This is a genomic window from Dactylosporangium siamense (assembly GCF_016862795.1).
GTDB classification, from domain to species: Bacteria; Actinomycetota; Actinomycetes; order Mycobacteriales; family Micromonosporaceae; genus Dactylosporangium; species Dactylosporangium siamense.
On record NZ_BONQ01000153.1, the window covers coordinates 1 to 20,586 of the forward strand.

Below are 20,586 nucleotides of genomic sequence, written 5' to 3' on the forward strand. Positions count from 1 at the left end.
GGGGTCACCACCGACCGACCGCAGGTTAAAAAACAAGCTCAGACGCCGTACACCAACCAGGCTTCCGTCCGGCGCACCACAGCCACGAGCTGTCATGATCGCTTGATCACCTCGATGCGAACCACCCGCCAGACGGATCGGCGGGGTTCCGTACGTCGTCAGACGGCCTTGGCCGACCTAACTCAGCCGGGCTCGGCTGCGTCAGTTGCTGCACTTCGCTACCCCGGAGCCCTGCGCGTGTCTACGCATACGCTTCCGGAGAGCGCGTAGCTCTCTAGCAGCTGTAGTCCTCTGAGCAGCGCAAATGTTGTCGGTAGTCCTCAGATGGGCATGTACTTCGGCGCCTATCACGGTGCCGCTGCGTCGGGCCAAACGAAAGGTCATCCGAGAGCCGCCGAAGGCGCAGCGGGTAAATGTGCGCTACCCGTGTATAAGCGCAAAGACGGCGGCTACATCAGCGGTCGGCCGTCAGTACGTGCTAGTCCTTCCTAGCCACCTTCCGAGAGCCTACTCACTAGCCCGACTGGCGGACTCCTTGGGAAGAGCATCGATCCTTTCGACTTCGATCGTCATCCCGCTCGCCTCGCTTGCCAACTCTGCTTCTTCCTTCAAGCTGCGCCAGCGTAGGCGCATTGCAGGCGTCTCTGAATCACGTATCGCCAAGAAGATCGCATGCTTCACGCGAAGGCCCTCCATGTACTGGGGCGTCTGAACGCGCAGTCCCTCCCAGAATCTCCCGTGTGTGAGCTTCTTCATTTCGAGTACAACACGAATACGGTGGTCGCCGGTAAAAGCAAAATCAACGGGCCCGCGACCCGTCTCAACCTCACGATCGACCAGAACGCCAGCTGACTCACAGTATGCGTCGACCATACCCATTAGAAGAAGCTGCATATTTGTCTCAAGGACAGCTTGACCCCCACGGTACACCTTCTCGCCATCTCGCAGTTCAACAAGGTGCGGAGCATCGGTCCAGAAGACCCTCCAGCCACCTTGCTTCTCTGCCCAATGCCTTACGCGCCCGACTATGGTGCGCACGAATTCGAGTAGGCCTTCGGGTGACTCGATTCGAATACTGGTAGTGAAAGGCTGGGCGAGAACGGCATCTCGGGCGACCCGCTGCCATCGCACGTAGAGTCTGGGGTCGACATCAACGTCGTAGGGTTCCGACCCCGTTTCCTCCTGCTGCTGAACCCATTGCCGGACAGCTTCTGGATGCTTTCGCGCAGCAGCTATGATATCGGCCTTACGGACATTACGCGAGATGGTAAAATTGAGGTCGTCGCGCAGGGTTGCGTCGATGTGGTCGTACCAGTCGCCCGCATTGATCGTTGGCAGCTCGCGCAGGAATCGCTTAGGCACTAGAATAATTGGCTTACCATTTGCCGGAGCGATTGGCAATGAATGAGTGGCCGACAGCCAGCGCTGCCTCAGCGAGTCGAATTTACTGTGTGGCACCTCCACGAGGCGCGTCGGAATCTGAAATTCCTCAGCAATCCTCTGAGTGAAGGAGATTAGCTTCGGCTTCAATAGGTTGCACGTCACGTCGGAGATGCGGTCCCTATTGATACCCTCTACTAGAATTCCCAGTTCCTCGAAGTGCTGAATATCATCCAATCCCCGCGCAATCGCTTCACCCATGGCCTCGACGATTAGCCTCGCAAGGATGGGGCCCGACCCAGAGCCGTCCGCGCTGCCACTTGCGTAGCCAAGTCGGAACTCCTTGGGCTCCGGAAACTCCATCAAAGCGAGAGTCCGCCGGTAATATTGATGCGTCTTCTTCAGCCCGCTCCCCGCAAGGAGTTCGAAGGCATCGTGAAAGTACGAAGTAATTTGGTTATGTGCTAGTCGCCATTCCTCTTCGTCGTCTTCGAAGATAAGGAACGGATCAACAAACAAGAGCGTGTCCAGCTCCAGGATGGGGTCAAACCACTCGTAGTTTTCGGAGTACTCGATGCCGAACGCTTCGCTGAAGTACATGCGCGTCATCCTCAGAGCAGCGACCGGGGCGATAGGCGGAAAGCTCGCCGGGTTGAGCTATAGACATAGTGGCAGCTAGTTACGCATGTGTCTACACAAGGTCAGGTAGAGCGATTGGGAACTCCAACGTCAAGGCGGCATTGACGTCGGAACGGCGGGCGGGGCGGCGCGTACACCCTTAAAGGCAGGCCACCGGCCTGCCCGCCCTCACTGCCGCCCGAAGGGTCGCAGATGCTCCGGGGTCCAGGGCGGCCCGCAGGGCCGTCGCTTGCGACGCGAAGCGCGCTGACCTTGGAGGAGCGGCCTGGCACACTCCACGCCGCCCCACCCGCCGCGTCACGTCCGGCGCCGGCGGCCCCAACTCCGCACCCCGCGCCAGCCGATGGGCGTCGGCCTGGTCGCTAGCGAGCGTCGGCGTGAGCTGGCGGTCAGGCGCCCAAGCGGCGGCGCGTGCGGCCCGTTTCGGGCCGCCTTGATCCCGTACGGAAGTTTCGGCGCATGCCGCAGTTCGTCGTACGCCCGACGCCTCACCCAGGGCGACCGACGCCCCCGGCATTCTCGGGTGAGCACTTTCCATACGTCTTCAAGGCGGCCCGCAAGCGGGCCGCTCGCGCAGCTCGGGGCACCCCGCGCCTTGCCGCTTCGCTCCCGGCGCGGGGGCCCCGGCCGCGCGGAAGTCCCGGCAGACACACAGAAGCCCCGGCACTCTCACCACGAGAGACCGGGGCAACTTCAGCGTGATCACGCCCTACACATCGACTCCAGCGACAACCCGCCGGCGGGCCATGATGCCTGCGGCAGCCCGCGTCGCCGTGACGCGCCGTCGCGCCGTGCCGGTCCGTGCGGGTCACCGTCTTGCCGCCGGCGGGCAGGGCTTCCAGCCGCTGCACCCGGATCTGTGCCTCCGGCGGCCAGGGCTACGCGCCCGTGGACCGCGACGAGCCGGGAAGCCCGGGGTGGCTCCGAGCCCTCCCGTCGCGCACCGGAGGCAGCCATGCCGCACCACCGAGGCGCCAGCGTCCGCGAAGAACGACCGGCCCGTACGTCATGGCGCCTCGGCGGCACAGCATGACCGGGCAGAGCCTGCGCAACGGGAAGCCTCTCCGGGTCAGACCCATGTTGCGGTGCAACCTTGAAAACAGAATCGCTGTCCGTGCACGAGCAGGGGAAACTGTCGTACCCAACGGTTATCGTCAATGTCATTACGGTGGGGAGGACCGGATGGATGACAACGCGCACCGGGCACGGTTCGCCAACGCCGGCGCGTCGCTGGGGGAGTGGCTCAGCCCGATCGGCTTCTCGTCCGCCACCGCCAGTGACGTGACCTCGCGGTTGACCGCCGAGGTCGAACGATGGGCCGAGCACTACGGATTCGCCTGCGCAGCCGAGGGGCCGGTCCAGTACTACCGCGAAGGGCTGTTCGGACCGCGCTGGACCAACGGCTACATCGACGTCGTCGGCATGCGACCGACCGGGCTGAGGCTCGCGGTCGAGATCGACAGGACCGACAAGCTCCGGTCGCTCACTAAGCTCGCCAGTAGCGCCGCCGACGGGGCGGTCGCCATCTGGCTGCGCTGGTGCCACGCGACGTCCATCCTGATGCCGCCCGGCGTGGCCGCAGTCGACTTCCGGGTGCACCGCTACTACACGACCAGCGGGCCCCGGTACAAGCGACCGCCACACCTGAAGTGGCCCGCGCCGCCGGCCGAGCTGACCCAGCCGCCCCGGCTGACCTACCAGCCCGCCCTGTTCGACATCCCTCCGACCGCCGACCAGCCCCGGCGCAAGCGACCGGACGAGGCCGATCCGCCGGCGCGACCGAGACGCTATCCCGCCGCCTGACCCGCCTCGGGCGCTGCCAAGCGCGTTCCGTTCTGGGAGAAATCTGGGAGACGATCTTGCGTTTTGCCCCCTCGGGCACCTCCGCAGACCGACAGGCACCAAGGCAGTGAGCAGCGAAAACGCGATCAGCGCCAGATAGATCAACCATGTTGACCTTGTTGACACGGAAGAGGTCACTGGTTCAAACCCAGTATCGCCCACGTTCCTGAACGGCCCCTGCTCACGCAGGGGCCGTTCGCCGTTGGAACGTGGATTTCTCGCGCAGCCTTCGGCTGCTCCAGGCGGGGGGTTCCCACCCCGCACCCCCATGCTTCGGCTTCGCCTCGCACCTGGGTTGATCAGCACTCGGGTTGGCAACAGCGCCGTTCTTTATGGTTGGACGCCATTGTTCGTGCTCCTGACCCCTGGGAGAGGATCTTGGCCGTTCTCACGCCTTCTTCCGCAGCGGCCGGTCGAGCACGGCGACCGGTGATCTGGGCCGCATTTCGGCCAGGCGGCCGGAGGGCGACACGCCCCGGCGGATGATCCGCGAGACGCGACCTGGCCGGCTCGTCCGTCGAGCCCTACGAAGAGTGGGCTGGTCAGTGGCCTGAACTCCAGCGCGCTCGCTTCTTCCCGCCCGGCTCCGACCAGCGGTCGCGGGCTGTGGGACGTCCGGATCGGGCACGCGACCACGCGGCCGCCCGGGTGGGCGGACGCGTGGTCGAGGATGCGCGGAGAGGTGGCTGCCCGTCAGGGCGCCCACCAACCGAGGAAAGCGGAACTCCGCACGGCGCCGGGTTGCCCGACCTAGGGGTCGCCGGCACTTGAGACCAGGTGGAGTCGGTCAGGTCCGGAAGCGGCGGGCGACCAGAACGATTCCACTGCCGAGCAGGATCAGGGCAGATCCAGCAAGTACCAGGAAAAAGATGTTGGTGCCGGTGACGGGCAGCGCGGGCGCGGCCGACGAAGACGCAGACACCGACGGAGACGGAGACGGTGACGGAGACGCGGATGCCGACGGCGGTGGCTCAGAGGCGCAGTCAAGCGCACGTGCGACGTACAGTCCGTTGTTCAGGTAAGCCAGAAAGGCGTCGACGGTGCCGTCATCGAGCGCCTTTTGCCCGGCCGTCTTCACATTGGCGCCGGCGGCCGTCATCGTCTGGTTCACCGCGACCCGCAGGTCTGTTGACCAGGTCGTCTGCAGGTTCGTCTTGAGGAACGCGCGGAGACCGTCCGCGGCGCCGTCCAGCTGCTGCTGCATTTTGCCAGGCAAAGTGGTCAACGAGTCGGCGGTCGCCGCGGCCAGGATCTGGTTGGCCAGCACCCGCACATCGGTGTTGGAGGCGGTGTCCAGGTCGATGGTGACAAGCTCGCGGATATCCTTGTACACCTTGCGCTCGGCCGTTTGGCACGCCTTGTCCAGCCCGGGCGATCCGGCTTGAGCCACCGCCGGTGCCGCCGGGATCAGAAAGGCCAGCGCCATCAGGACGCCGGCCGGGATCTTCCATCGCATGTGACTTTTTCTCCCCGCTTCAGTCAACGCGCGGAGACACTACCGTCAATGGACGGAAAAGGAAGACCGGGGATCCCAACCGGAGTCGAGGTGACTCAGTGAGCCCGCTCGGGTGGGAAGTCGTCGGGGAAGGCCGCGTTGACGGCTGCCGCCGGGATGCGGTCGTGCTCGTGGGCCCAGGTGCCGGCCAGGTGGAGCACGGGCTCAGGTCCGTCGTCGGTGACGAAGGTTTGGCTCGGTAGAGGGCCGACCCGGCCAGTTGCGCCGAACGCTGCCAGGACGTCGAGCGCCTCCATGTGTCTCAACCTCCTGCGGTAACCGCCTTCCCGGCTCAGCAGGCTACGCGACCCCGGCTGTGCACGAGGCCCGGCGGACACGCCGAAGCCCCGGCCATCCTCACCACGAGGAGACCGGGGCCGGACCCGCGCTGTCACACGCCGTGCATCAACTCCAGCTGCGCATCGCGACGGACCGTGACGCTGGGGGCCGGCCACGGTGCCATGCCGCGCCCGTTGCGCCGTGCCGGTCCGTGCGGGTCGCCGTCTTGCCTCCGGCGGGCAGGGCCTCCGGCCGCTGCACCCGGGGGTGGATGCCTCTGGCCGGCCGGGGCAGGGGCCGTTCGCCGTTCGGAACGTGGATTCCTCGCGCAGCCTGCGGCTGCCCAGGCGGGGGGCCACCCATGGATGGCTGGCTGCCGCTGGTTAGTCGTACGGGTATGCGTCGCCCGAGCCCTGGACGACGGAGCTGCCGTAGATTTGGGTGATCGCCGAGACCCGTACCTTGTGGACGTCGGCCTGGTTCAGCGGGGGCAGGGCCGGTTCGGCGGGGAAGAACCGTTTGGAGTTCGTGGTCGGGCAGTATGCGAGGGTCGTCGCGGAACCGAGCGACGTGCCGTTGTATCTGAACGCCTCGATTTTGATCCAGCCGCAGATGCGGGCGGCGTTCGTCAGGGAAAAGACCCCGAACACGGACGGCGCGTAGGTGCGCGTCGTGCTGTTGGCATTCCATCTGATCTGAGCGCCGGGCGCGAGGAACTGGGTGGTGAAGGGCTCGAGGACCAGGCCGAGGTCGATGATCCCGTTGTCGATCAGGACGTGATCGGTCTCTCCGCTCGCGTGGGCAGGTCCGGCCGTGGCGATCAGGCCGGCAACGGTGGTGGCGCCCACGACCGCCATGGCGATTGCTCGGCGGGCTGCGATGCCGCGGAAGTGGGTGAGTTGGGACGCGATGGACATGTGCGTTCTCCTGTCATGGAGCCGGGTGTACCGGTGGGCGGATCGGAGCGGACGTTGATGGGCCTCCGCTACCCGCGGCTGATCGCTGAAAGGCCGCTGCGTCGATCCTCGATCCGGGTCGTTAGCGGGCCGTTAGCGGACCGTTAGCCAGCGCACCGGACGCCATCCGGGGTCGGGATACCGTCGTTGTCTGGACCGCGTCGAGGTTGATCGGTACGCGCACGAGCGCAACTTCGCTGTGCGCAGAGTTCCGCCTCACCGGTCGAGCAGTCCCGAAGATCTTCTCCGTGGCGACCGCTCCGTGGAGCACTCCTGGGCGCGCATCGTGCGGTGGCTGACGGCCAATACGCCGGGACACGCTCAGTCGGAGTTCTCCCAGGCACCGGACAGCCAGAAGAGCAGCATGGACCCGAGTCCGCCGATCACGAACCAGACAACCGCTGCCCGCAGCACCTTGGAGATGCTGGGCGGAGGGTGTACGTGCTTGGCCACCGCCGCATCATTCCTCACGAGTCGACGTGCATGCGGGATGCCGTACGTACATCACGGAGCGGCCCTTGCCGGAGGTTTTAGCGCGGTACATGGCGGCGTCGGCGGCGCGCACAATGTCGTCGACGTCGGCGTCGGGGTCGTTGAGGGCGACGCCGACGCTCGCGGTGACCGTGACGGTGGTGCCGTCGACGTCGATGGGGCGTTCGATCGCGCGGACGACGCGGTCGGCGGCGATCCGCACGTCGGAGCGGGACGCGAGGTGCTCGGCGACGACCGCGAACTCGTCGCCGCCGAAACGGGCGACGGTGTCGCTGCTGCGCAGGCGGGCCACCAGGCAGTCGGACTGGGCGCCGACCGAGACGGCCAGGTCGCCGACGGTGTCCCGGTACCGTTCCACCTGGTCGGTGACGGCGGCGGCGAGGTCGTCGGCGTAGCGGTCCGTCAGGCGTCCGGCGTGGCGCTGCTCCACCTGCTCGACGGTGACCGCGCCGCCGGCGGTGATGCCGAGGCCGGCCGCCAGCACGGCGGTGACCAGTGCGAACCCGGCCCAGCGGCGGCGCCGGGCGTTCCGACCCGGGTCCGGTGCCACGTCCAGACCGATCGGCTGGGGCGGGTCGAAGTCCAGGCTTTCCGGGGGCGGCAGTCTACGAGCACCGCCCGTCCGCGGTGGTAGTCTCATCGGGCCGTTCCTCCGGTGCTTTCCGGTGCCGCCCGGCGCCGCTCGCACCCTCGGCGGGCATCGAGCCGCCAGCCGGCGCACCTGGCAGAACGGGCCGACGCATCCAAAGGTGCCGACGTCCGGGGAAGCGCATGACTTTCGCGTCCCGGCCGCCGATCATGCAAGGTGTCGGCGCAGCGGCCGGTCCGGGCAGCGGCACGGCAACGACGGGGCGAGCATCTGAAGGAGGAGCGTTTCCGGTAATGGCCGACACCACGTTGTGCACGTTCGCGGAGCTCGAGTTCCTGCTCCGCTCCGCCGCCGGGCCGCACGGCGAGCGCACCGCCGGCATGGACGCCGTCCGGCGCCGGCTCGGCCTGCAACCCGAGGCGGCCACCGACATCGTCACCGCCGCCGGGGTCGCGTCGCTGCTCGCCCGCGGGCTGTGCACCGACGCGGGCGGCAGCGTCGTGCCCGGCCCGCTCGTGCTCGGTGCCGTCGCCGCCCTGTCGACCCTGCACACGACGACCGAGGCGGCCGGCTCCGCCGGCGACCGCACCCTGGTGATGCACCTGTTCAGCGGCACCGCGGCGGGCCTCGCCGCGTATCCGGGGCCGTTCGGGCTCTACGGCGTCGAGGCCATCGACCCGGCCGAGCCGCTGGCGGCGCCACTGGCCCGGTTCGTCGACCGCTGCACCGCCGGCGACGGTGAGGCCGCCGTCGCGATCAGGTCCGGCTCCGGCGACGACCCCGAGGTGCAGCTCGCGATCGCCCGCGCCGCCGACGGCACCTGGGTGCTGTCCGATGGTTCCCCGCAGGACGCGGTGCCGTCCAGCCGCGACGGCGTCGTCGCCGCCCTGGTCGAGCGTTTCGGCGCCCCCGTCGCGGCGGGTGCCTGATGGCGGCCGTCCGGGCCGGCGCGGCCAGCGACGTCGGCCGGGTCCGCCGGCGCAACGAGGACAGCGCGCTCGTCGCCGACGGGGTCTTCGCGGTCGCTGACGGCATGGGCGGCCACGCCGCCGGTGACATCGCCAGCGAGCTCGCCGTCGAGGCGCTGCGGCGGCTCGCCATCCGGCCCGACCGGACCCCGCAGGACGTCCACGACGAGATCGCCCGCGCCAACGCCGACATCCTCGCCTCCGCGGTCGAGCATCCGGTCCGCACCGGCATGGGCACCACCCTCACCGGGATCAGCCTCGTGCTCGACGGCGGCGTGGAGCGGTGGGCCGTGTTCAACGTCGGCGACTCCCGGGTGTACCGGTTCGTCGGCGGCGTCCTCACGCAGCTCACCGTCGATCACACCGCCCCGGAGAGCGTCACCCGGCGGCGCGGGGTGATCACCCGGGCGCTCGGCACCCGGCCCGCCCCGGACGCGGACCTGTGGGTCCTGCCGCCGGTGCCGGGGGAGCGGTTCGTGGTCTGCTCCGACGGGCTGTCCCTCGAGCTCACCGACGACGAGATCGCCGACGTCCTGCGGGCCGAGCCGGCCGCGCAGGCCGCCGCGGACCTCCTCGTGCGCCGGGCCGTGCTCGCCGGTGGCCGCGACAACGTCACCGCCGTCGTCGTCGACCACCTCGCCACCGCCGGGGCGGACACCGGCACCTACACCCGCGGCGCCCACGCCGCCCCCGAGGACGAGGACACCGACCCGGGCATCGTCGTCCACCCGGGCGTCGACACCGACCCGCTCGGCATCCCCGCAGGCCCCGGCTGACGGTGCAGGCCCCGGCTGACGCTGCAGGCCCCGGCTGACGGTGCAGGCCCCGGCGGGCGCCGCAGGCTCCGGCGGGCGCCGCAGGCTCCGGCGGGCGCCGCAGGCTCCGGGGCTGACGTGTGCGCCGCCTGCTGTCAGGATCGTGCGATGCACCTCGGCATCGACTTCGGTACGTCCAGCACGACCGCGGTCCTGACCGGTGAGGACGGGGCGGTGACGCCCCTGCTGTTCGACGGCTCGCCGCTGCTGCCGTCGGCGGTCCACCTCGACGCCGCCAGCGGTGTCCTCGCGGTCGGCGGTGCCGCCGTGCGGGGCGGGACGGCCGACCCGGACCGCTACGAGCCCAACCCGAAGCTGCGCGCCGCCGACGTCGCCGTGACGCTCGGCGGCACCGGCGTGCCCGTCGAGCACCTGTTCGCCGCGGTCCTGTGGGCCGTGCACGCCGAGGCGCTGCGGGCCACCGGCGGGGTCCCGCCCCTTGAGGTGGCCCTGACCCATCCGGTGCTCTGGGACGCCCACCACCGCGGGACGCTGCTCACCGCCGCGTCGATGGCCGGGCTGCCGGCCGCCAGGCTCGTGCCGTCCCCGGTCGCGGTCGCCTGCACGCTGCTCGGACGGCTGCGGGTGCCGCTCGCCGAGGGGCAGTGCCTCGTCGTGTACGAGCTGGGCGCCGGCCCCTTCGAGGCCACCGTGGTGCGCTCCACCGCCGCCGGCCCGCAGGTCGTCGCGGCCGCCGGGCTCGCCGGCACCGGTGGCCTCGACGTCGACGCGGCGATCGCGGCCCACCTCCTGGCCGTGGCACCCGCCGGCGCGCGGCTCGACCCGGGGCAGCGGCGGTGGCTGACGGAGCAGGCCCGGCTCGCGAAGGAGCTGCTGGGTGCCGGGACGCCCGCCGTCGTGCCCGTCGCCGGCCGGGGTGAGGTGACCCTGACCCCGGAGGACCTGGACCGCGTCGCGACCCCACTGGTGCGTCCCACCGCCGAGCTGACGCTGCGGGTGATGCGCGACGCCGGCGTCGACGCGCGGTCGGTCGCCGGGGTGTACCTCGCCGGCGGGGGCACCCGGATGCCGCTCGTCGCGACCCTGCTGCACCGCGTCGTCGGCATCCCGCCGGTCGCGGCCGACCAGCCGGAGCTCCTCGCCGCCGAGGGCAGCGTCGCGGTCCTGGCGGCGCCGCATCCGCCCGCCGCGCCGCCGCACCCGCACACCGTGCCGGCCCGGAGCGTGCCGGACGGGGACGGGGCCGGGCCGGACGGGGCCGGGCCGGACGGGGCCGGGCCGGACGGGGGAGATGGCGGGCACCTGTGGCACTGGCTGCCGGAGCGCGCCGCGGTGATCTCGGGGCGGACGTGGCTGGACGCGCCGTTCCACCCGCTGCAGCTCGGCCTGCCGTCCGGCCACGGCTGGACGATCCGGGCCAGGTTCGCCGAGCCGGAGCACACCGTGTTCCTCAGCCGTGGTGGTGGCCCGCTGCTGTTCCGCAGTGTCGACGGGCTCGCCGCGTACCTGCTGCGCGACGGCGACCACGAGCTCGCCGAGCTTGACGGCTGGCCGGCGGCCCGGGACCTGTTCGTGTCGCTCGTGCGCGAGGCCGGCGACGAGGACGAGGTCGACCTGGACCTGGTGCAGTACAACCTCGGCTTCCCGCCGCAGCAGTGGATGCCGGACCTGCTGGCCGCCGCCCGGGACGTCGCCGTCGACCTGGCCGAGGCGTACGACCTGCACGACATCATCGCGCTCCTCGCCGACGGGAGCCTCCTCGACGGCGTCGACGACCTGCTGCGCGACGCCGAACGGGCCCTCGTCGGCCGGTCCGCCCGGCGGCGCCTGGACGCCGTCGACGCCGACGCGGTCCGCTGGGACTGGCACGCGATCGTCACCCGGCTCGACGGGATCGCCGCCTGGGCCGACTGAGCACAGCGGGCGAGCAGCTCAGCGGGGCGAGCAGCTCAGCGGGGCCAGTGCAGGCCGAACCGGTCGGCGGGGTGGATCTCCTCCGCCTCGCCGGTGCGCACCACCAGGACCGGTACCCCCTCGGCGAGGCCGAACCGTTCCCGCTCCCGCGGGGTCGGCATCCGCGCCGACACGACCCCGCCGGGCGGGACGGGGTGGACCTCGGCGGGGCCGCCGAGGATGCCGCCGGGCGGGCCGCCGGGGTCGCGGGCCGGCCGGGCGGTCACCGGGCCGACCCGGATCGACTTGTCGGGGGCGAGGAACAACAGGCCCTCCCGGCGCAGCACGGCGATGCCCTTGAGCGCCGTGTCGCGGCCGACGTCGTGCTCGTGGGCGAGCGTGGCGGCGCTGGGCACCACAGCTCCGGGTGGCAGGGTCCCGGCCATGATCTGGGCCCGGAGTGCGTCGGCGACACGCTCGTACCGTGGCGGCATCCGGAAACTGTAGCCACTTGGCTACACGGGGCGGAAGGTCTCAGGCGGTCGTGGCGCCCAGGGCGCGGAACGCGAAGTCGGTGACCTGCTCCGCCGCCCGGGTCGCGCCGGCGTCGTCCTGGGCCGCGTCCGGCGCCATCCGCTCCTGGAACGCGGCCGACAGCGCCGCCGTGATCGTCCGCGCGTCGGCGTCCGGGTCGGCCCACGGCAGGGACCCGTCGGCGCGGCCCCGCTCGAGGATCGCCGCGACCGCCGCGTGGTGGGCGGCGGACATCCGCGCCCGCTCGGCGGTGTAGCCGGCCGTGCCCATCAGCTCGCCGCACGACATCACCAGGACCCGCCGGCGGCGCTGGCTGCCGGCGGTCAGCGACAGGAGCCCGAAGATCCAGGCCCGCAACGCCTCCGGCGGGGTCGGCGCGGCGTCGGCGGCCGCCGTCAGCTCGGCGTGGACGCGGTCGCTGTCGCGGCGGAACATCGCCAGCAGCAGCGCGTCCTTGGAGTCGAAGTGGCGGTAGAACGCCCTGGTGGAAAGGCCTGCGGCGGCGAGCACGCCGGTGACGGACAGGCCGCCCCCGCCGGTGTCGACCAGGCAGCGGTGCGCGGCCTCGATGATCCGCGAACGCTCGCCGGTGTCTGCGGTCACGGACATCAGCCCATGCTATCGGGGGCAGGTCCCGGAGCCGGGAATAGGCTGCTGCGGTGAATCCGTACTTCGTGTGGGAGGACCTCACGGCCGGCGCAGAGGCCGGCACTGGCTGGCGGCCGTTCACCGACCTCCTCGATCCGGCCGTCGCCGCCGAACGGGTCGGGGTCGCGCGGGACACCCTCGTCACGATGTTCGGGCTCGACCCCGCCACGGTGCCGGTGCGGGTGGTCGCGTCGGTGACGTTCCTCGGGGTGGCGTCGCGGCTGCTCGCGCCGCCGCTGGTCGAGCCCAGGTTCCCGGCGCCGGGGCAGCTGTTCTGGAAACCGGTCGCCGGCGGGCCGTGGCCGATGGCGTGCACGGTGGCCGCCGCCGGCGGGGGCGCTGACGGGGGGACCGGCCAGTTCCGCGACCGGATCCTGCTCGGGCTGGTCGCCCCGCTGCTCGCCGTGTTCCAGGCGGAGTTCCGGCTCTCCCCGAAGGTGCTGTGGGGCAACGTCAGCTCGGCCCTGGCGGGCGCCGCCGGCCAGCTCGACGACCCGGCCGTCTGGGCGACGGTCGCCGAGCTGCTCGGTGTCGCGCCCCTCGCCGGCACGGCGGACCTGCACGGCCGGGCGCTGCGCCGCCGCAACTGCTGCCTGTACTACCGGATCCCCGGCGGCGGCACCTGCGGCGACTGCGTCCTGCGCCGCCCCTGACCGCTCAGGACTGCGCCGCCGCTGACCGCTCAGGACTGCGCCGCCGCTGACCGCTCAGGACTGCGCCGCCACTGACCGCTCAGGTCTGCGCCGCCGTCCCCAGCAGGTGGCCGTCGTGGTCGGAGATGGTGACCTTGTCGACGTTCGGCAGCTGGATCGAGCTGGCCCCGGTCACCCGGGCCGAGGCGGACGTGGTCCGGCCCCAGCACGCCGCCTGCTCCTCCTGGCCGCCGCGGCCGACCACCCGCAGCACGAACGGCCCGTCACCCGGCAGGCCGCTGAGCTCCAGGGCCACCGACACACCCCACTGCCGCGGGGTCAGCGTCGCCCGGCCGGACAGCGCGCTGCCGGCGGCGGCGACGAACTGCACGACGGTGCCGACCGGCGCGCTCGAACCCGGCGCCGACGGCGCGGCCTGCGTGGTCCGGGCCGGCGTCCGCGGCGCGGACCGCGACCACACGACCGAACCCGCGACGGCCAGGGCGACCACCGCGACGGCGACCCCCACCAGGATCCGGGCCCGCCGCCGGACCGGCGGCCGGACCCGCCGGGCCCGGCGGAGCAGCGCGTCGACGCCGTCGCGGGTCGGCGACTCGAGGACCGCCGCGGGCACGTCACCGGGCAACCGCTGCAGCAGCTCCGGCACCGGCGCGAGCCGGTCGACCTCGGCGCGGCAGTCCGGGCAGCCGCTCAGGTGCGCGTCGACCCTGACCTGGTCGGTCTCGTCCAGCCCGCCCAGCACGTACCCGCCGAGCAGTGGGCGCACCGAGTCGTGTTCGCTCACCGCAGCACCCCCATCTCCTCGAACACCGCGCGCAGCGCCCGGACCGCGTAATAGGCGCGGGACTTGACCGTGCCCTCCGGCACGGACAGCCGGCGGGCGGTGTCGGCGACGGTACGCCCGTCGTAGTACACGGACTCCACAACCTGCCGGTGCTCGACCGACAGCCGGTCCAGGGCGGCGCGGACCAGCCAGCCCTCCACGAGCTCGTCGACGTTGTCGGCGTCGGCGACCGCGGCGATCGCGTCCGGGTCGTCGACCAGCCGCGGCCGCCGCTGCTCCGCCCGCCACGCGTTGCTGACCACGTTGCGCGCGATCGTCAGCAGATACGCGCGGGTGGTGTCACGGCTGACGTCGATCCGCCCGATGTGCCTCCAGGCCCGCAGGAGCGTCTCCTGGACGAGGTCCTCGGCACGGTGGCGGTCGCGTTCATACCGCGAGACGAAGCCGAGCAGCACACCGTAGTGCTCGGTGTACAGCGCGGTCATCAGCTCCTCGTCCCTGGTCAACCGGGTCTCCTCACATGCGGATCCTGCCGTGGTCTACCCCACCAGACGGTTGCGGGTTCAACCACCCGGGAGGCCGGGACTTTTCCACAACTCCGGCACCGCCCGTCCGATGTGTCACCCGGGCGGTGTACCGACAGGGGGAGCGCATGCACGTGCTACGTCGGATGCGGCTGGCGGTGCGGCTCGCCGTGTGTTTCGCCGCGGTCGGGGTGCTGTTCAGCACCGGCATCGTCGTCGGCGCGCGGGCGCTCGGTGACCAGTCGACATCGGTCGAGCACCTGCGCCGGCTGATGGCGCTCATGCACCAGGTCGACGAGCAGAAGTACTACGACGCGGACATCTCCGGCTGGCAGCTCGCGTACGCCTGGGACACGTACCGGCTCAAGGACCCGAAGGCCGCCGTCGCGCCCACCTCGGACAACCGGGCCGGGTTCCTCGCCGACAAGGCCGTCCTGCAGACCCTGCTCCGCGACACGCGCACCGCCGACATGACCGCGGCGGAACGGGCGATCTTCGAGGAGCTCAGGACGCTGTGGGAGTCGTACTGGACCTACGACGACCAGATCGCCGGCCTCTTCGGGCAGGGCCGCATCGACGACGCGAACGCGGTCATCCTCGGCCCGTCGTTCGAGATCTACGTGAAGATCGTCGAGCAGACCAACGCGCTCATCGCCCAGGTCACCGCCCGGGCCTCCGCCGCCGCCGTGGACGCGCACACGGCCGCGAACCGGGCCCGGGCCACGATGACGGTCCTCGGCGTCGCCGCCGCGCTCGTCGCGGCCCTGCTGATCTGGGCGCTGACCCGCAGCCTCACCGTGCCGCTGCGCCGCCTCGACCACGCGCTGCGCCGGCTGTCCGGCAAGGACCTCACCGCGACCGTGGCCGACCCGGCCCGCGACGAGGTGGGCGCGATGGCGGCCTCCTACGACGAGGCGGTCACCGGCCTGCGGCGGACCCTCACGGACCTGTCGGCCGGCGCCCGCGAGCTCACCGGCGCCTCCACCGCGGCGGCGGCCGCCGGCCACGCGATCGCCGACGGTGCGGCGCAGGCCGACACGCAGGCCGCGAGCGTCACCGACACCGCCGACGTGGTCTCCCAGAACGTGCAGACCGTCGCGGCGGGCGCCGAGCAGATGGGCGCCTCGATCTCGGAGATCGCCCGCAACGCCGCCGACGCCGCCGGGGTCGCGATGACGGCGGTGACGGCCGCCGAGACCACCCACGCGACGATCGGCCGGCTCGGCACCGCCTCGGCCGAGATCGAGGACGTGGTCAAGCTGATCACGTCGATCGCCGGCCAGACGAACCTTCTGGCGCTCAACGCCACGATCGAGGCGGCCCGCGCCGGCGACGCGGGCCGCGGCTTCGCCGTCGTCGCCAACGAGGTCAAGGACCTCGCCCAGGAGACGTCCCGGGCGACGGAGAGCATCGCCCAGCGCGTCGCCGCCATCCAGCAGGGCACCGGCGACGCGGTCACCGCGATCTCCGAGATCGGCGCGATCATCGCCCAGATCAGCGACTACCAGACGACGATCGCCTCCGCGGTCGAGGAGCAGTCGGCCACGACCGCGGAGATGACCCGCAACGTGGCCGAGGCCGCCGACGGCACGGCCCGCATCGCCACGTCGATCGCCGCAGTCGCCTCGGCGACGGCGGGCAGCCGCGCCGGCGCGGACGAGGCGAACCGCAGCGCGGAGGAACTGCGGGCCCTGGCCGACCGGCTGCACCACGCCGTCTCTGAGTTCACTGTGTGAGGACGTTCACGGTCTGCGGACGTTCACCGTCTGATCAGGTCAGGTCCCGGACTGCGGACGCGCGCGGCGGAACGCGAGGACCGCGACGACCAGGCCGGCGAGACCCAGGACGAGCCCCGCGACGCCGAGCCCGACCGCGGTGCCGTCACCGCCGTCGTCCTTCGCCGCGACCGCTGGCGCGGCACCGGTGGGCGCCGCGGTGGCGGCCGCGTCGGCCTTCTTGGTGAGCTTCAGGACCGGGGCCGGGTGCTCGGCCTCCGCGCCGGCGGCGGGCTCGTCGATCCAGCGGACGACCTCACCGCCGGAGTACGTCTGCAGCGCCTTGAACACGATCTTGTCGACGGCCGGCAGCGGGCCGAGCGACACGTCGAACTCCTGGAACTGGTGCGGCTTGATCTCCGCACCCGCCGACGCCGTCCAGGTGATCTTCGAGACGGCGTCGGTGATCTCGCCGTCGTCGGTCTTGATCGGCGTCGCGAGCTTGCTGTTCTCGGCGACCGCGGTCCAGCCCTGGATCGGTTTGAGCGACACGGACGCGATCGGGGTGTCGGTCGGCAGCGCGATCTCGAGCTTGGTGGTGGAGGCGTCGTCGCGCTCGTTCGGCACCCGGAACGTCACCTTCGTGTAGCCGCCCTGCGTGGCGGTGCCCGGGTTGACGGTGACGTGGGCGGAGGCGACGGCGGGGAAGGCGAGTGCCGCGGCGGCGGCCGCGGTCACGGCGACACCCGCGCGGACCACATGGGTCAGGCGCATGATGCGGGCTGTCCTCTCGGAAGACGGGAACTGCACGGTCTGCGGGTAGTCGCCGCGGGCCGCCGGAAAGTTCCCGCCGGTTCCGGAAAACCGGTCAGGTCAGGTCAGGTCGGCCGGGTCCGCGTAGGCGGTGCCGAGCGCCGTCACCGCGAACAGGCCGACGGCCAGGACGTGCACCGCCGTGCACCACAGGCAGATCGCGTCCAGGATGAACAGCTCCGCGAAGACGAGCCACGCGACGAACAGCACCCCGACCGCCGCGAACGCGAGCCGGGCGAGCCGGACGTCCCGGCGCGGGGTGCGCCACAGCGGTGCCAGGGCCACCATGGCCGCGAAGTACAGCAGGCCCAGGACCGCGACCGGCACGCCGAACAGGGTGGACTGCTCGCTGGTGGTGACCTTCAGGCAGTTCAACGCGCCGGTGTCCGGGCACGCGAGGGTGGTCGAGGACGTGTAGTGCTCGATCGTCAGGTACACCGACACGGCCAGGCCGACGACGGACAGCACCAGTGACACGGGCGGCACCCACCGCTGGACCAGGGAGTCGGCGATCGGGTTGACGGCGGTCTCGGTCATCCTCAGACCTTTCCCTGGAAGGCGGTCGCGGCCGGGGTGGTGCAGACGTTCGCCGGCTTGCCGCCGGTGATCTTGCACAGCACGGCGGTGATCGCGTTGGCGTTGCCGGCGATCGCCTTGGTGATCTCGCTGTTCGGGTCGGCCAGGGCCGCCGTGACCTGCTCCGCGGTCATGCCGGCGAGCAGCTGCGGGCTGAACGACGCCCCGCCGGCGACGGCCTGGTTGGCGAAGTCGATGAACGGGATCGACCCGGCGGACTTCGCGTCGACGTACGGCGGGGCGTTGAACTTCTGCACCAGCTGCGCCTGCTGCGCCGTCAACTGGTCCAGCGGCGTGTACGAGCCGCCCTTGCGGGTCCGGCTGCTGGTCTCCACGCCCTGGAACGTGAGCACGTCGCTGGTGTAGGTGGAACCGTGGAACGACACCGTCGGCGTGTTCGGGTACACGTCGTCCGACGCCGAGGCGGTGATCGTCAGCCCGCTGAACGTGCCGAATCGGGACAGGGCCACCACGACCGGCCAGCGCTGCGCGGCGCAGAACGGGCAGTACTCGGCGCCGACATACAGCACGAGCGGCTTGCCCCCGTCGGTGAGCACCTCCTGGCCGCTGATCGCCTTCGGCAGCGTCGCGGCGGAGCCGGGGCCGGCGGCGGAGCCGGTGCCGACCTGGTCGAGCACCGACGGCGGCACCGAGGTCAGCTGGGCGACGATCGCCGCGGCGGCCGCGCCGGTGGGGAACGGCGAGGCCGGCTCGCCGCCGCCGCCCCCGCCCGCCCCGCCGAGCTTCGCCACGATCATGACGGCGAACACGACCAGGACCGTGGCGATCGCGGCCGTCGCCCGGCGCATCCGGCCCTTCCTGGCCGTCGTCCGCTCCTGGATCATCCGCATGCGTCGCGCGTACTCGCGCGAGTCCCGCTGGCGCTTCGACACGCGCAACCCCCACTCGTCTGCCTGGTTAGTCGTACGGGAGCACCCACAGGTTCCCTGCGTCGCCGACTTTAGGCGGACGGCCTGCCGTCGCACTGGGTCGAAGGTCCCGCCACGCCGGGTAGGACGGCAGATCTTGCGCGGGCCGGTGCGCGGGTGCACTGTGGCATGTCGGCACCCGGAGAACTGACCCAGAGCACGGATGCGAGGGGCGAACCCACATCATGCAGCGACGACACCTTCTGACAGCGGCCGCGACCGGTGCGGTGGCCGGTGCCGCCGGACTGGCCGGCAGCGCGGCGGCCGCCGAGAGCGGCAGTGGAAGCGGGGCGGGACAGTTGAAGCCCGGCAAGACCCGGTTGATCAGCCTGTCGCACGTGAACGACCCGGCGAAGACCAACATCTACCCCGGCGACCCGGCGTTCGAGCTGGAGACCATCGCCACCATCGAGGAGGACGGCTACTACCTGCAGTTCGTCCGGGAGGGCGAGGCCACCGGCACCCACTGGGGCGCGCCCGGCCACTTCAACGCCGGTGAACCCCTGGCCGACGACCTCGACCCCAACGACCTGTTCCTGCCCGCGGTCAAGATCGACGTGCGGGACAAGTGCGCCCGCAACGCCGACTACGCGCTGACCGTCGACGACGTCAAGCAGTGGGAGCGCCGGCACGGCCGGATCCCGGACGAGTCGATGATCATCATGTGGACCGGCTGGGAGTACAAGTGGGGCACTGACGCCTTCCCGAACCTCGACGCCGACGGGGTCCTGCACCAGCCGGGCTTCGCGCCGCAGACCGTCCAGTGGTTCATCGACACCGGCCGGATCGGCCGCAACGGCGGCACCGGCATCGACACGTTCGGCCCCGACCTCGGCACCGACCCGGAGTTCCTGGCGTCGCTGCTGGTCTACCAGCGGCACCGGATCAGCCTGGAGATCCTCGCCAACCTCGCCAAGTTCCCGACCACCGGCGCCTCGATCCTCTGCGGCGGCTTCATCAACGCCAAGGGCTCCGGGTCCACGGCGCTCATCTACGGCGTGATCCCGCCCGGCGTGCACGTCTGAGTTTCCGTCAAGTCGCGCCTCCGGGTGCCGATGCGGTGCGTGTGGAAGGCATCACCGGCATCGCCACCCGGATGGCAGAGATCCGTCACCAGCTCGCCGCGTTCCGCCCGCCGGCCGCGCCCGTGGCGGACGACGCCGCCGCGTTCGCCGGGGCGCTGACGGCCGCGACCGGTGTGTCCGAGGCGACGCTGAAGAAGACCTATGACAACGGCCGCATCCCGGCCTCCGCGCTCACCGAGATCGGCGCGACCGGTCACCGGCTCGCCGCGCCCGCCGCGACCGCCATGGAGGGCCTGCTGCGCAAGGCACAGGCGGACGGGGTCACGATCGGCATCACCGACTCGTACCGCGGCTACGAGGAGCAGGTCGACCTCGCCCGCCGAAAGGGCCTCTACGCGCAGGGCGGCCTCGCCGCGGCGCCCGGCACCAGCGACCACGGCTGGGGCATGGCCGTCGACCTCGACCTCGACGCGAAGGCGCAGGCCTGGATGCGGGCCAACGCGGGACGGTTCGGCTTCACGGAGAACACCCCGCGCGAGCCGTGGCACTGGAAGTTCGCCGGCTCCTGACTGTCCCGCCCCCCGCTAGGCTGCGGGGATGTTGGTGTCGTCGCTGCTCACCGTGCACCTGGTCCTGGCCGCGATGTGGTGCGGGTCGATGGGCTACAGCCTGCTCGTGGTCCAGCCGAAGGTCGCCCGGTTCGGGTTCGACGACGACCGGCTCGAGGACTTCCTCACGCTGCTCGCCCAGGGCAACCGGTGGAAGGTCGTGCCGATCATCGCGGCGCTCCTGGTCACCGGCGCGGGCGTCGCGGCGCTCACCGGCGGCGGCGTCCGGCTGACGTTTCTCGGGGTGTTGGTGGTGTACGGCGCAGCCGCCGCCGTGTTCGCCGACGTTTCGTGGCGGCACTGGCCGGCGCGGGTGTTCGCGCTGCCCGAGGAGCGCCCGGCGCTGCGGCACGGCCTGCGCGTGCGGGCGTGGACGATGCTGGTCCTCGTCGGGACCGCGTTCGCCGCCGCGCTGCTGGCCGTGACGTCGCGCGGGCAGTGGTGACCCGGCGACGCTGTTAGGGTGCC

Annotated in this window: 22 protein-coding genes; 9 read left to right on the forward strand and 13 right to left on the reverse strand. The window is 71.4% G+C overall.

The genetic code is table 11. The annotated features are described in order from the left end of the window. Positions 1 to 507: 507 nt before the first annotated feature. A complete protein-coding gene (locus Dsi01nite_RS46595; RefSeq protein ID WP_203852906.1) occupies positions 508 to 1,980 on the reverse strand; it encodes a DUF8370 family protein in 1,473 nt (490 codons plus the stop codon). A gap of 1,221 nt (positions 1,981 to 3,201) precedes the next feature. On the opposite strand from Dsi01nite_RS46595, the gene Dsi01nite_RS46600 reads away from it, so the two are divergent. Next, the gene (locus Dsi01nite_RS46600) at positions 3,202 to 3,822 is read left to right on the forward strand and encodes a hypothetical protein (RefSeq protein ID WP_203852907.1); all 621 of its coding nucleotides are present in this window, start codon (positions 3,202 to 3,204) and stop codon (positions 3,820 to 3,822) included. Positions 3,823 to 4,648: 826 nt separating this feature from the next. Here the strand turns inward: Dsi01nite_RS46600 and Dsi01nite_RS46605 are convergent. The 5 genes from Dsi01nite_RS46605 to Dsi01nite_RS46620 form a co-directional block, all read right to left on the reverse strand. Then, the gene (locus tag Dsi01nite_RS46605; protein ID WP_203852908.1) at positions 4,649 to 5,317 is read right to left on the reverse strand and encodes an ALF repeat-containing protein; all 669 of its coding nucleotides are present in this window, start codon (positions 5,315 to 5,317) and stop codon (positions 4,649 to 4,651) included. 95 nt (positions 5,318 to 5,412) lie between these two features. Continuing rightward, on the reverse strand, positions 5,413 to 5,613 hold the full coding sequence (locus tag Dsi01nite_RS46610; protein WP_203852909.1) for a hypothetical protein: 201 nt from the start codon (positions 5,611 to 5,613) through the stop codon (positions 5,413 to 5,415). 405 nt (positions 5,614 to 6,018) lie between these two features. Further along, complete coding sequence (locus Dsi01nite_RS46615) at positions 6,019 to 6,552, reverse strand: hypothetical protein (RefSeq protein WP_203852910.1); 534 nt, start codon at positions 6,550 to 6,552, stop codon at positions 6,019 to 6,021. 360 nt (positions 6,553 to 6,912) lie between these two features. Next, positions 6,913 to 7,044, reverse strand: coding sequence for a hypothetical protein (locus tag Dsi01nite_RS58565; protein ID WP_275423466.1), 132 nt, complete (start codon positions 7,042 to 7,044; stop codon positions 6,913 to 6,915). 7 nt (positions 7,045 to 7,051) lie between these two features. Next, positions 7,052 to 7,723, reverse strand: coding sequence for a diguanylate cyclase (locus Dsi01nite_RS46620; RefSeq protein WP_203852911.1), 672 nt, complete (start codon positions 7,721 to 7,723; stop codon positions 7,052 to 7,054). A 242-nt stretch (positions 7,724 to 7,965) separates the two neighbouring features. Between Dsi01nite_RS46620 and Dsi01nite_RS46625 the strand changes: the two genes are divergently transcribed. The 3 genes from Dsi01nite_RS46625 (at position 7,966) to Dsi01nite_RS46635 (ending at position 11,330) form a co-directional block, all read left to right on the forward strand. Then, entirely contained in the window at positions 7,966 to 8,601 is a 636-nt protein-coding gene (locus Dsi01nite_RS46625; RefSeq protein ID WP_203852912.1) for a hypothetical protein, read from the forward strand. After that, on the forward strand, positions 8,601 to 9,416 hold the full coding sequence (locus tag Dsi01nite_RS46630) for a PP2C family protein-serine/threonine phosphatase (RefSeq protein WP_203852913.1): 816 nt from the start codon (positions 8,601 to 8,603) through the stop codon (positions 9,414 to 9,416). The genes Dsi01nite_RS46625 and Dsi01nite_RS46630 overlap by 1 nt, the downstream gene beginning before the upstream one ends. A 147-nt stretch (positions 9,417 to 9,563) precedes the next feature. Further along, positions 9,564 to 11,330, forward strand: a complete 1,767-nt coding sequence (locus Dsi01nite_RS46635; protein ID WP_203852914.1) for an Hsp70 family protein — start codon at positions 9,564 to 9,566, stop codon at positions 11,328 to 11,330. A gap of 35 nt (positions 11,331 to 11,365) precedes the next feature. On the opposite strand, the gene Dsi01nite_RS46640 is transcribed toward Dsi01nite_RS46635, so the two are convergent. Both Dsi01nite_RS46640 and Dsi01nite_RS46645 read right to left on the reverse strand, forming a co-directional pair. Further along, the gene (locus tag Dsi01nite_RS46640) at positions 11,366 to 11,803 is read right to left on the reverse strand and encodes a GntR family transcriptional regulator (RefSeq protein WP_203852915.1); all 438 of its coding nucleotides are present in this window, start codon (positions 11,801 to 11,803) and stop codon (positions 11,366 to 11,368) included. A 40-nt stretch (positions 11,804 to 11,843) separates the two neighbouring features. Then, entirely contained in the window at positions 11,844 to 12,452 is a 609-nt protein-coding gene (locus Dsi01nite_RS46645; RefSeq protein WP_203852916.1) for a TetR/AcrR family transcriptional regulator, read from the reverse strand. A 50-nt stretch (positions 12,453 to 12,502) separates the two neighbouring features. Here Dsi01nite_RS46645 and Dsi01nite_RS46650 point away from each other — a divergent pair, with 50 nt between their 5' ends. Continuing rightward, positions 12,503 to 13,144 (forward strand): (2Fe-2S)-binding protein, encoded by a 642-nt coding sequence (locus tag Dsi01nite_RS46650; protein WP_203852917.1) that lies wholly within the window; start codon positions 12,503 to 12,505, stop codon positions 13,142 to 13,144. A gap of 79 nt (positions 13,145 to 13,223) precedes the next feature. On the opposite strand, the gene Dsi01nite_RS46655 is transcribed toward Dsi01nite_RS46650, so the two are convergent. Together Dsi01nite_RS46655 and Dsi01nite_RS46660 are read right to left on the reverse strand one after the other, a co-directional pair. Continuing rightward, positions 13,224 to 13,928, reverse strand: a complete 705-nt coding sequence (locus Dsi01nite_RS46655) for an anti-sigma factor family protein (RefSeq protein WP_203852918.1) — start codon at positions 13,926 to 13,928, stop codon at positions 13,224 to 13,226. Then, positions 13,925 to 14,434: a sigma-70 family RNA polymerase sigma factor gene (locus Dsi01nite_RS46660; protein ID WP_239136761.1), complete on the reverse strand. Its 510-nt coding sequence runs from the start codon at positions 14,432 to 14,434 to the stop codon at positions 13,925 to 13,927. The genes Dsi01nite_RS46655 and Dsi01nite_RS46660 overlap by 4 nt, the downstream gene beginning before the upstream one ends. A gap of 146 nt (positions 14,435 to 14,580) precedes the next feature. Here Dsi01nite_RS46660 and Dsi01nite_RS46665 point away from each other — a divergent pair, with 146 nt between their 5' ends. After that, a complete protein-coding gene (locus Dsi01nite_RS46665) occupies positions 14,581 to 16,188 on the forward strand; it encodes a methyl-accepting chemotaxis protein (protein WP_203852919.1) in 1,608 nt (535 codons plus the stop codon). A 39-nt stretch (positions 16,189 to 16,227) separates the two neighbouring features. Here Dsi01nite_RS46665 and Dsi01nite_RS46670 read toward each other — a convergent pair whose 3' ends face one another. The 3 genes from Dsi01nite_RS46670 to Dsi01nite_RS46680 form a co-directional block, all read right to left on the reverse strand. Next, a complete protein-coding gene (locus Dsi01nite_RS46670) occupies positions 16,228 to 16,941 on the reverse strand; it encodes a YcnI family protein (protein WP_203852920.1) in 714 nt (237 codons plus the stop codon). Positions 16,942 to 17,040: 99 nt separating this feature from the next. Continuing rightward, a complete protein-coding gene (locus Dsi01nite_RS46675; RefSeq protein ID WP_203852921.1) occupies positions 17,041 to 17,517 on the reverse strand; it encodes a vitamin K epoxide reductase family protein in 477 nt (158 codons plus the stop codon). Positions 17,518 to 17,519: 2 nt separating this feature from the next. After that, a complete protein-coding gene (locus tag Dsi01nite_RS46680; RefSeq protein WP_203852922.1) occupies positions 17,520 to 18,407 on the reverse strand; it encodes a DUF929 family protein in 888 nt (295 codons plus the stop codon). A gap of 263 nt (positions 18,408 to 18,670) precedes the next feature. On the opposite strand from Dsi01nite_RS46680, the gene Dsi01nite_RS46685 reads away from it, so the two are divergent. The 3 genes from Dsi01nite_RS46685 to Dsi01nite_RS46695 all read left to right on the forward strand — a co-directional run bounded on the left by Dsi01nite_RS46685 (position 18,671) and on the right by Dsi01nite_RS46695 (position 20,563). Beyond that, positions 18,671 to 19,510 (forward strand): cyclase family protein, encoded by an 840-nt coding sequence (locus Dsi01nite_RS46685; RefSeq protein ID WP_203852923.1) that lies wholly within the window; start codon positions 18,671 to 18,673, stop codon positions 19,508 to 19,510. Positions 19,511 to 19,581: 71 nt separating this feature from the next. Next, positions 19,582 to 20,079, forward strand: coding sequence for a M15 family metallopeptidase (locus tag Dsi01nite_RS46690; protein ID WP_203852924.1), 498 nt, complete (start codon positions 19,582 to 19,584; stop codon positions 20,077 to 20,079). Positions 20,080 to 20,107: 28 nt separating this feature from the next. Continuing rightward, the gene (locus tag Dsi01nite_RS46695) at positions 20,108 to 20,563 is read left to right on the forward strand and encodes a hypothetical protein (RefSeq protein WP_203852925.1); all 456 of its coding nucleotides are present in this window, start codon (positions 20,108 to 20,110) and stop codon (positions 20,561 to 20,563) included. Positions 20,564 to 20,586: the final 23 nt, after the last annotated feature.

Coding starts and splice junctions, on each gene's coding strand:
- Dsi01nite_RS46595 (WP_203852906.1), bottom strand. CDS start 1,980: ATGTACTTCAGCGAAGCGTTCGGCATCGAGTACTCCGAAAACTACGAG.
- Dsi01nite_RS46600 (WP_203852907.1), top strand. CDS start 3,202: ATGGATGACAACGCGCACCGGGCACGGTTCGCCAACGCCGGCGCGTCG.
- Dsi01nite_RS46605 (WP_203852908.1), bottom strand. CDS start 5,317: ATGCGATGGAAGATCCCGGCCGGCGTCCTGATGGCGCTGGCCTTTCTG.
- Dsi01nite_RS46610 (WP_203852909.1), bottom strand. CDS start 5,613: ATGGAGGCGCTCGACGTCCTGGCAGCGTTCGGCGCAACTGGCCGGGTC.
- Dsi01nite_RS46615 (WP_203852910.1), bottom strand. CDS start 6,552: ATGTCCATCGCGTCCCAACTCACCCACTTCCGCGGCATCGCAGCCCGC.
- Dsi01nite_RS46620 (WP_203852911.1), bottom strand. CDS start 7,723: ATGAGACTACCACCGCGGACGGGCGGTGCTCGTAGACTGCCGCCCCCG.
- Dsi01nite_RS46625 (WP_203852912.1), top strand. CDS start 7,966: ATGGCCGACACCACGTTGTGCACGTTCGCGGAGCTCGAGTTCCTGCTC.
- Dsi01nite_RS46630 (WP_203852913.1), top strand. CDS start 8,601: ATGGCGGCCGTCCGGGCCGGCGCGGCCAGCGACGTCGGCCGGGTCCGC.
- Dsi01nite_RS46635 (WP_203852914.1), top strand. CDS start 9,564: ATGCACCTCGGCATCGACTTCGGTACGTCCAGCACGACCGCGGTCCTG.
- Dsi01nite_RS46640 (WP_203852915.1), bottom strand. CDS start 11,803: ATGCCGCCACGGTACGAGCGTGTCGCCGACGCACTCCGGGCCCAGATC.
- Dsi01nite_RS46645 (WP_203852916.1), bottom strand. CDS start 12,452: ATGTCCGTGACCGCAGACACCGGCGAGCGTTCGCGGATCATCGAGGCC.
- Dsi01nite_RS46665 (WP_203852919.1), top strand. CDS start 14,581: ATGCACGTGCTACGTCGGATGCGGCTGGCGGTGCGGCTCGCCGTGTGT.
- Dsi01nite_RS46670 (WP_203852920.1), bottom strand. CDS start 16,941: ATGCGCCTGACCCATGTGGTCCGCGCGGGTGTCGCCGTGACCGCGGCC.
- Dsi01nite_RS46675 (WP_203852921.1), bottom strand. CDS start 17,517: ATGACCGAGACCGCCGTCAACCCGATCGCCGACTCCCTGGTCCAGCGG.
- Dsi01nite_RS46680 (WP_203852922.1), bottom strand. CDS start 18,407: ATGCGGATGATCCAGGAGCGGACGACGGCCAGGAAGGGCCGGATGCGC.
- Dsi01nite_RS46685 (WP_203852923.1), top strand. CDS start 18,671: ATGCAGCGACGACACCTTCTGACAGCGGCCGCGACCGGTGCGGTGGCC.
- Dsi01nite_RS46690 (WP_203852924.1), top strand. CDS start 19,582: ATGGCAGAGATCCGTCACCAGCTCGCCGCGTTCCGCCCGCCGGCCGCG.
- Dsi01nite_RS46695 (WP_203852925.1), top strand. CDS start 20,108: ATGTTGGTGTCGTCGCTGCTCACCGTGCACCTGGTCCTGGCCGCGATG.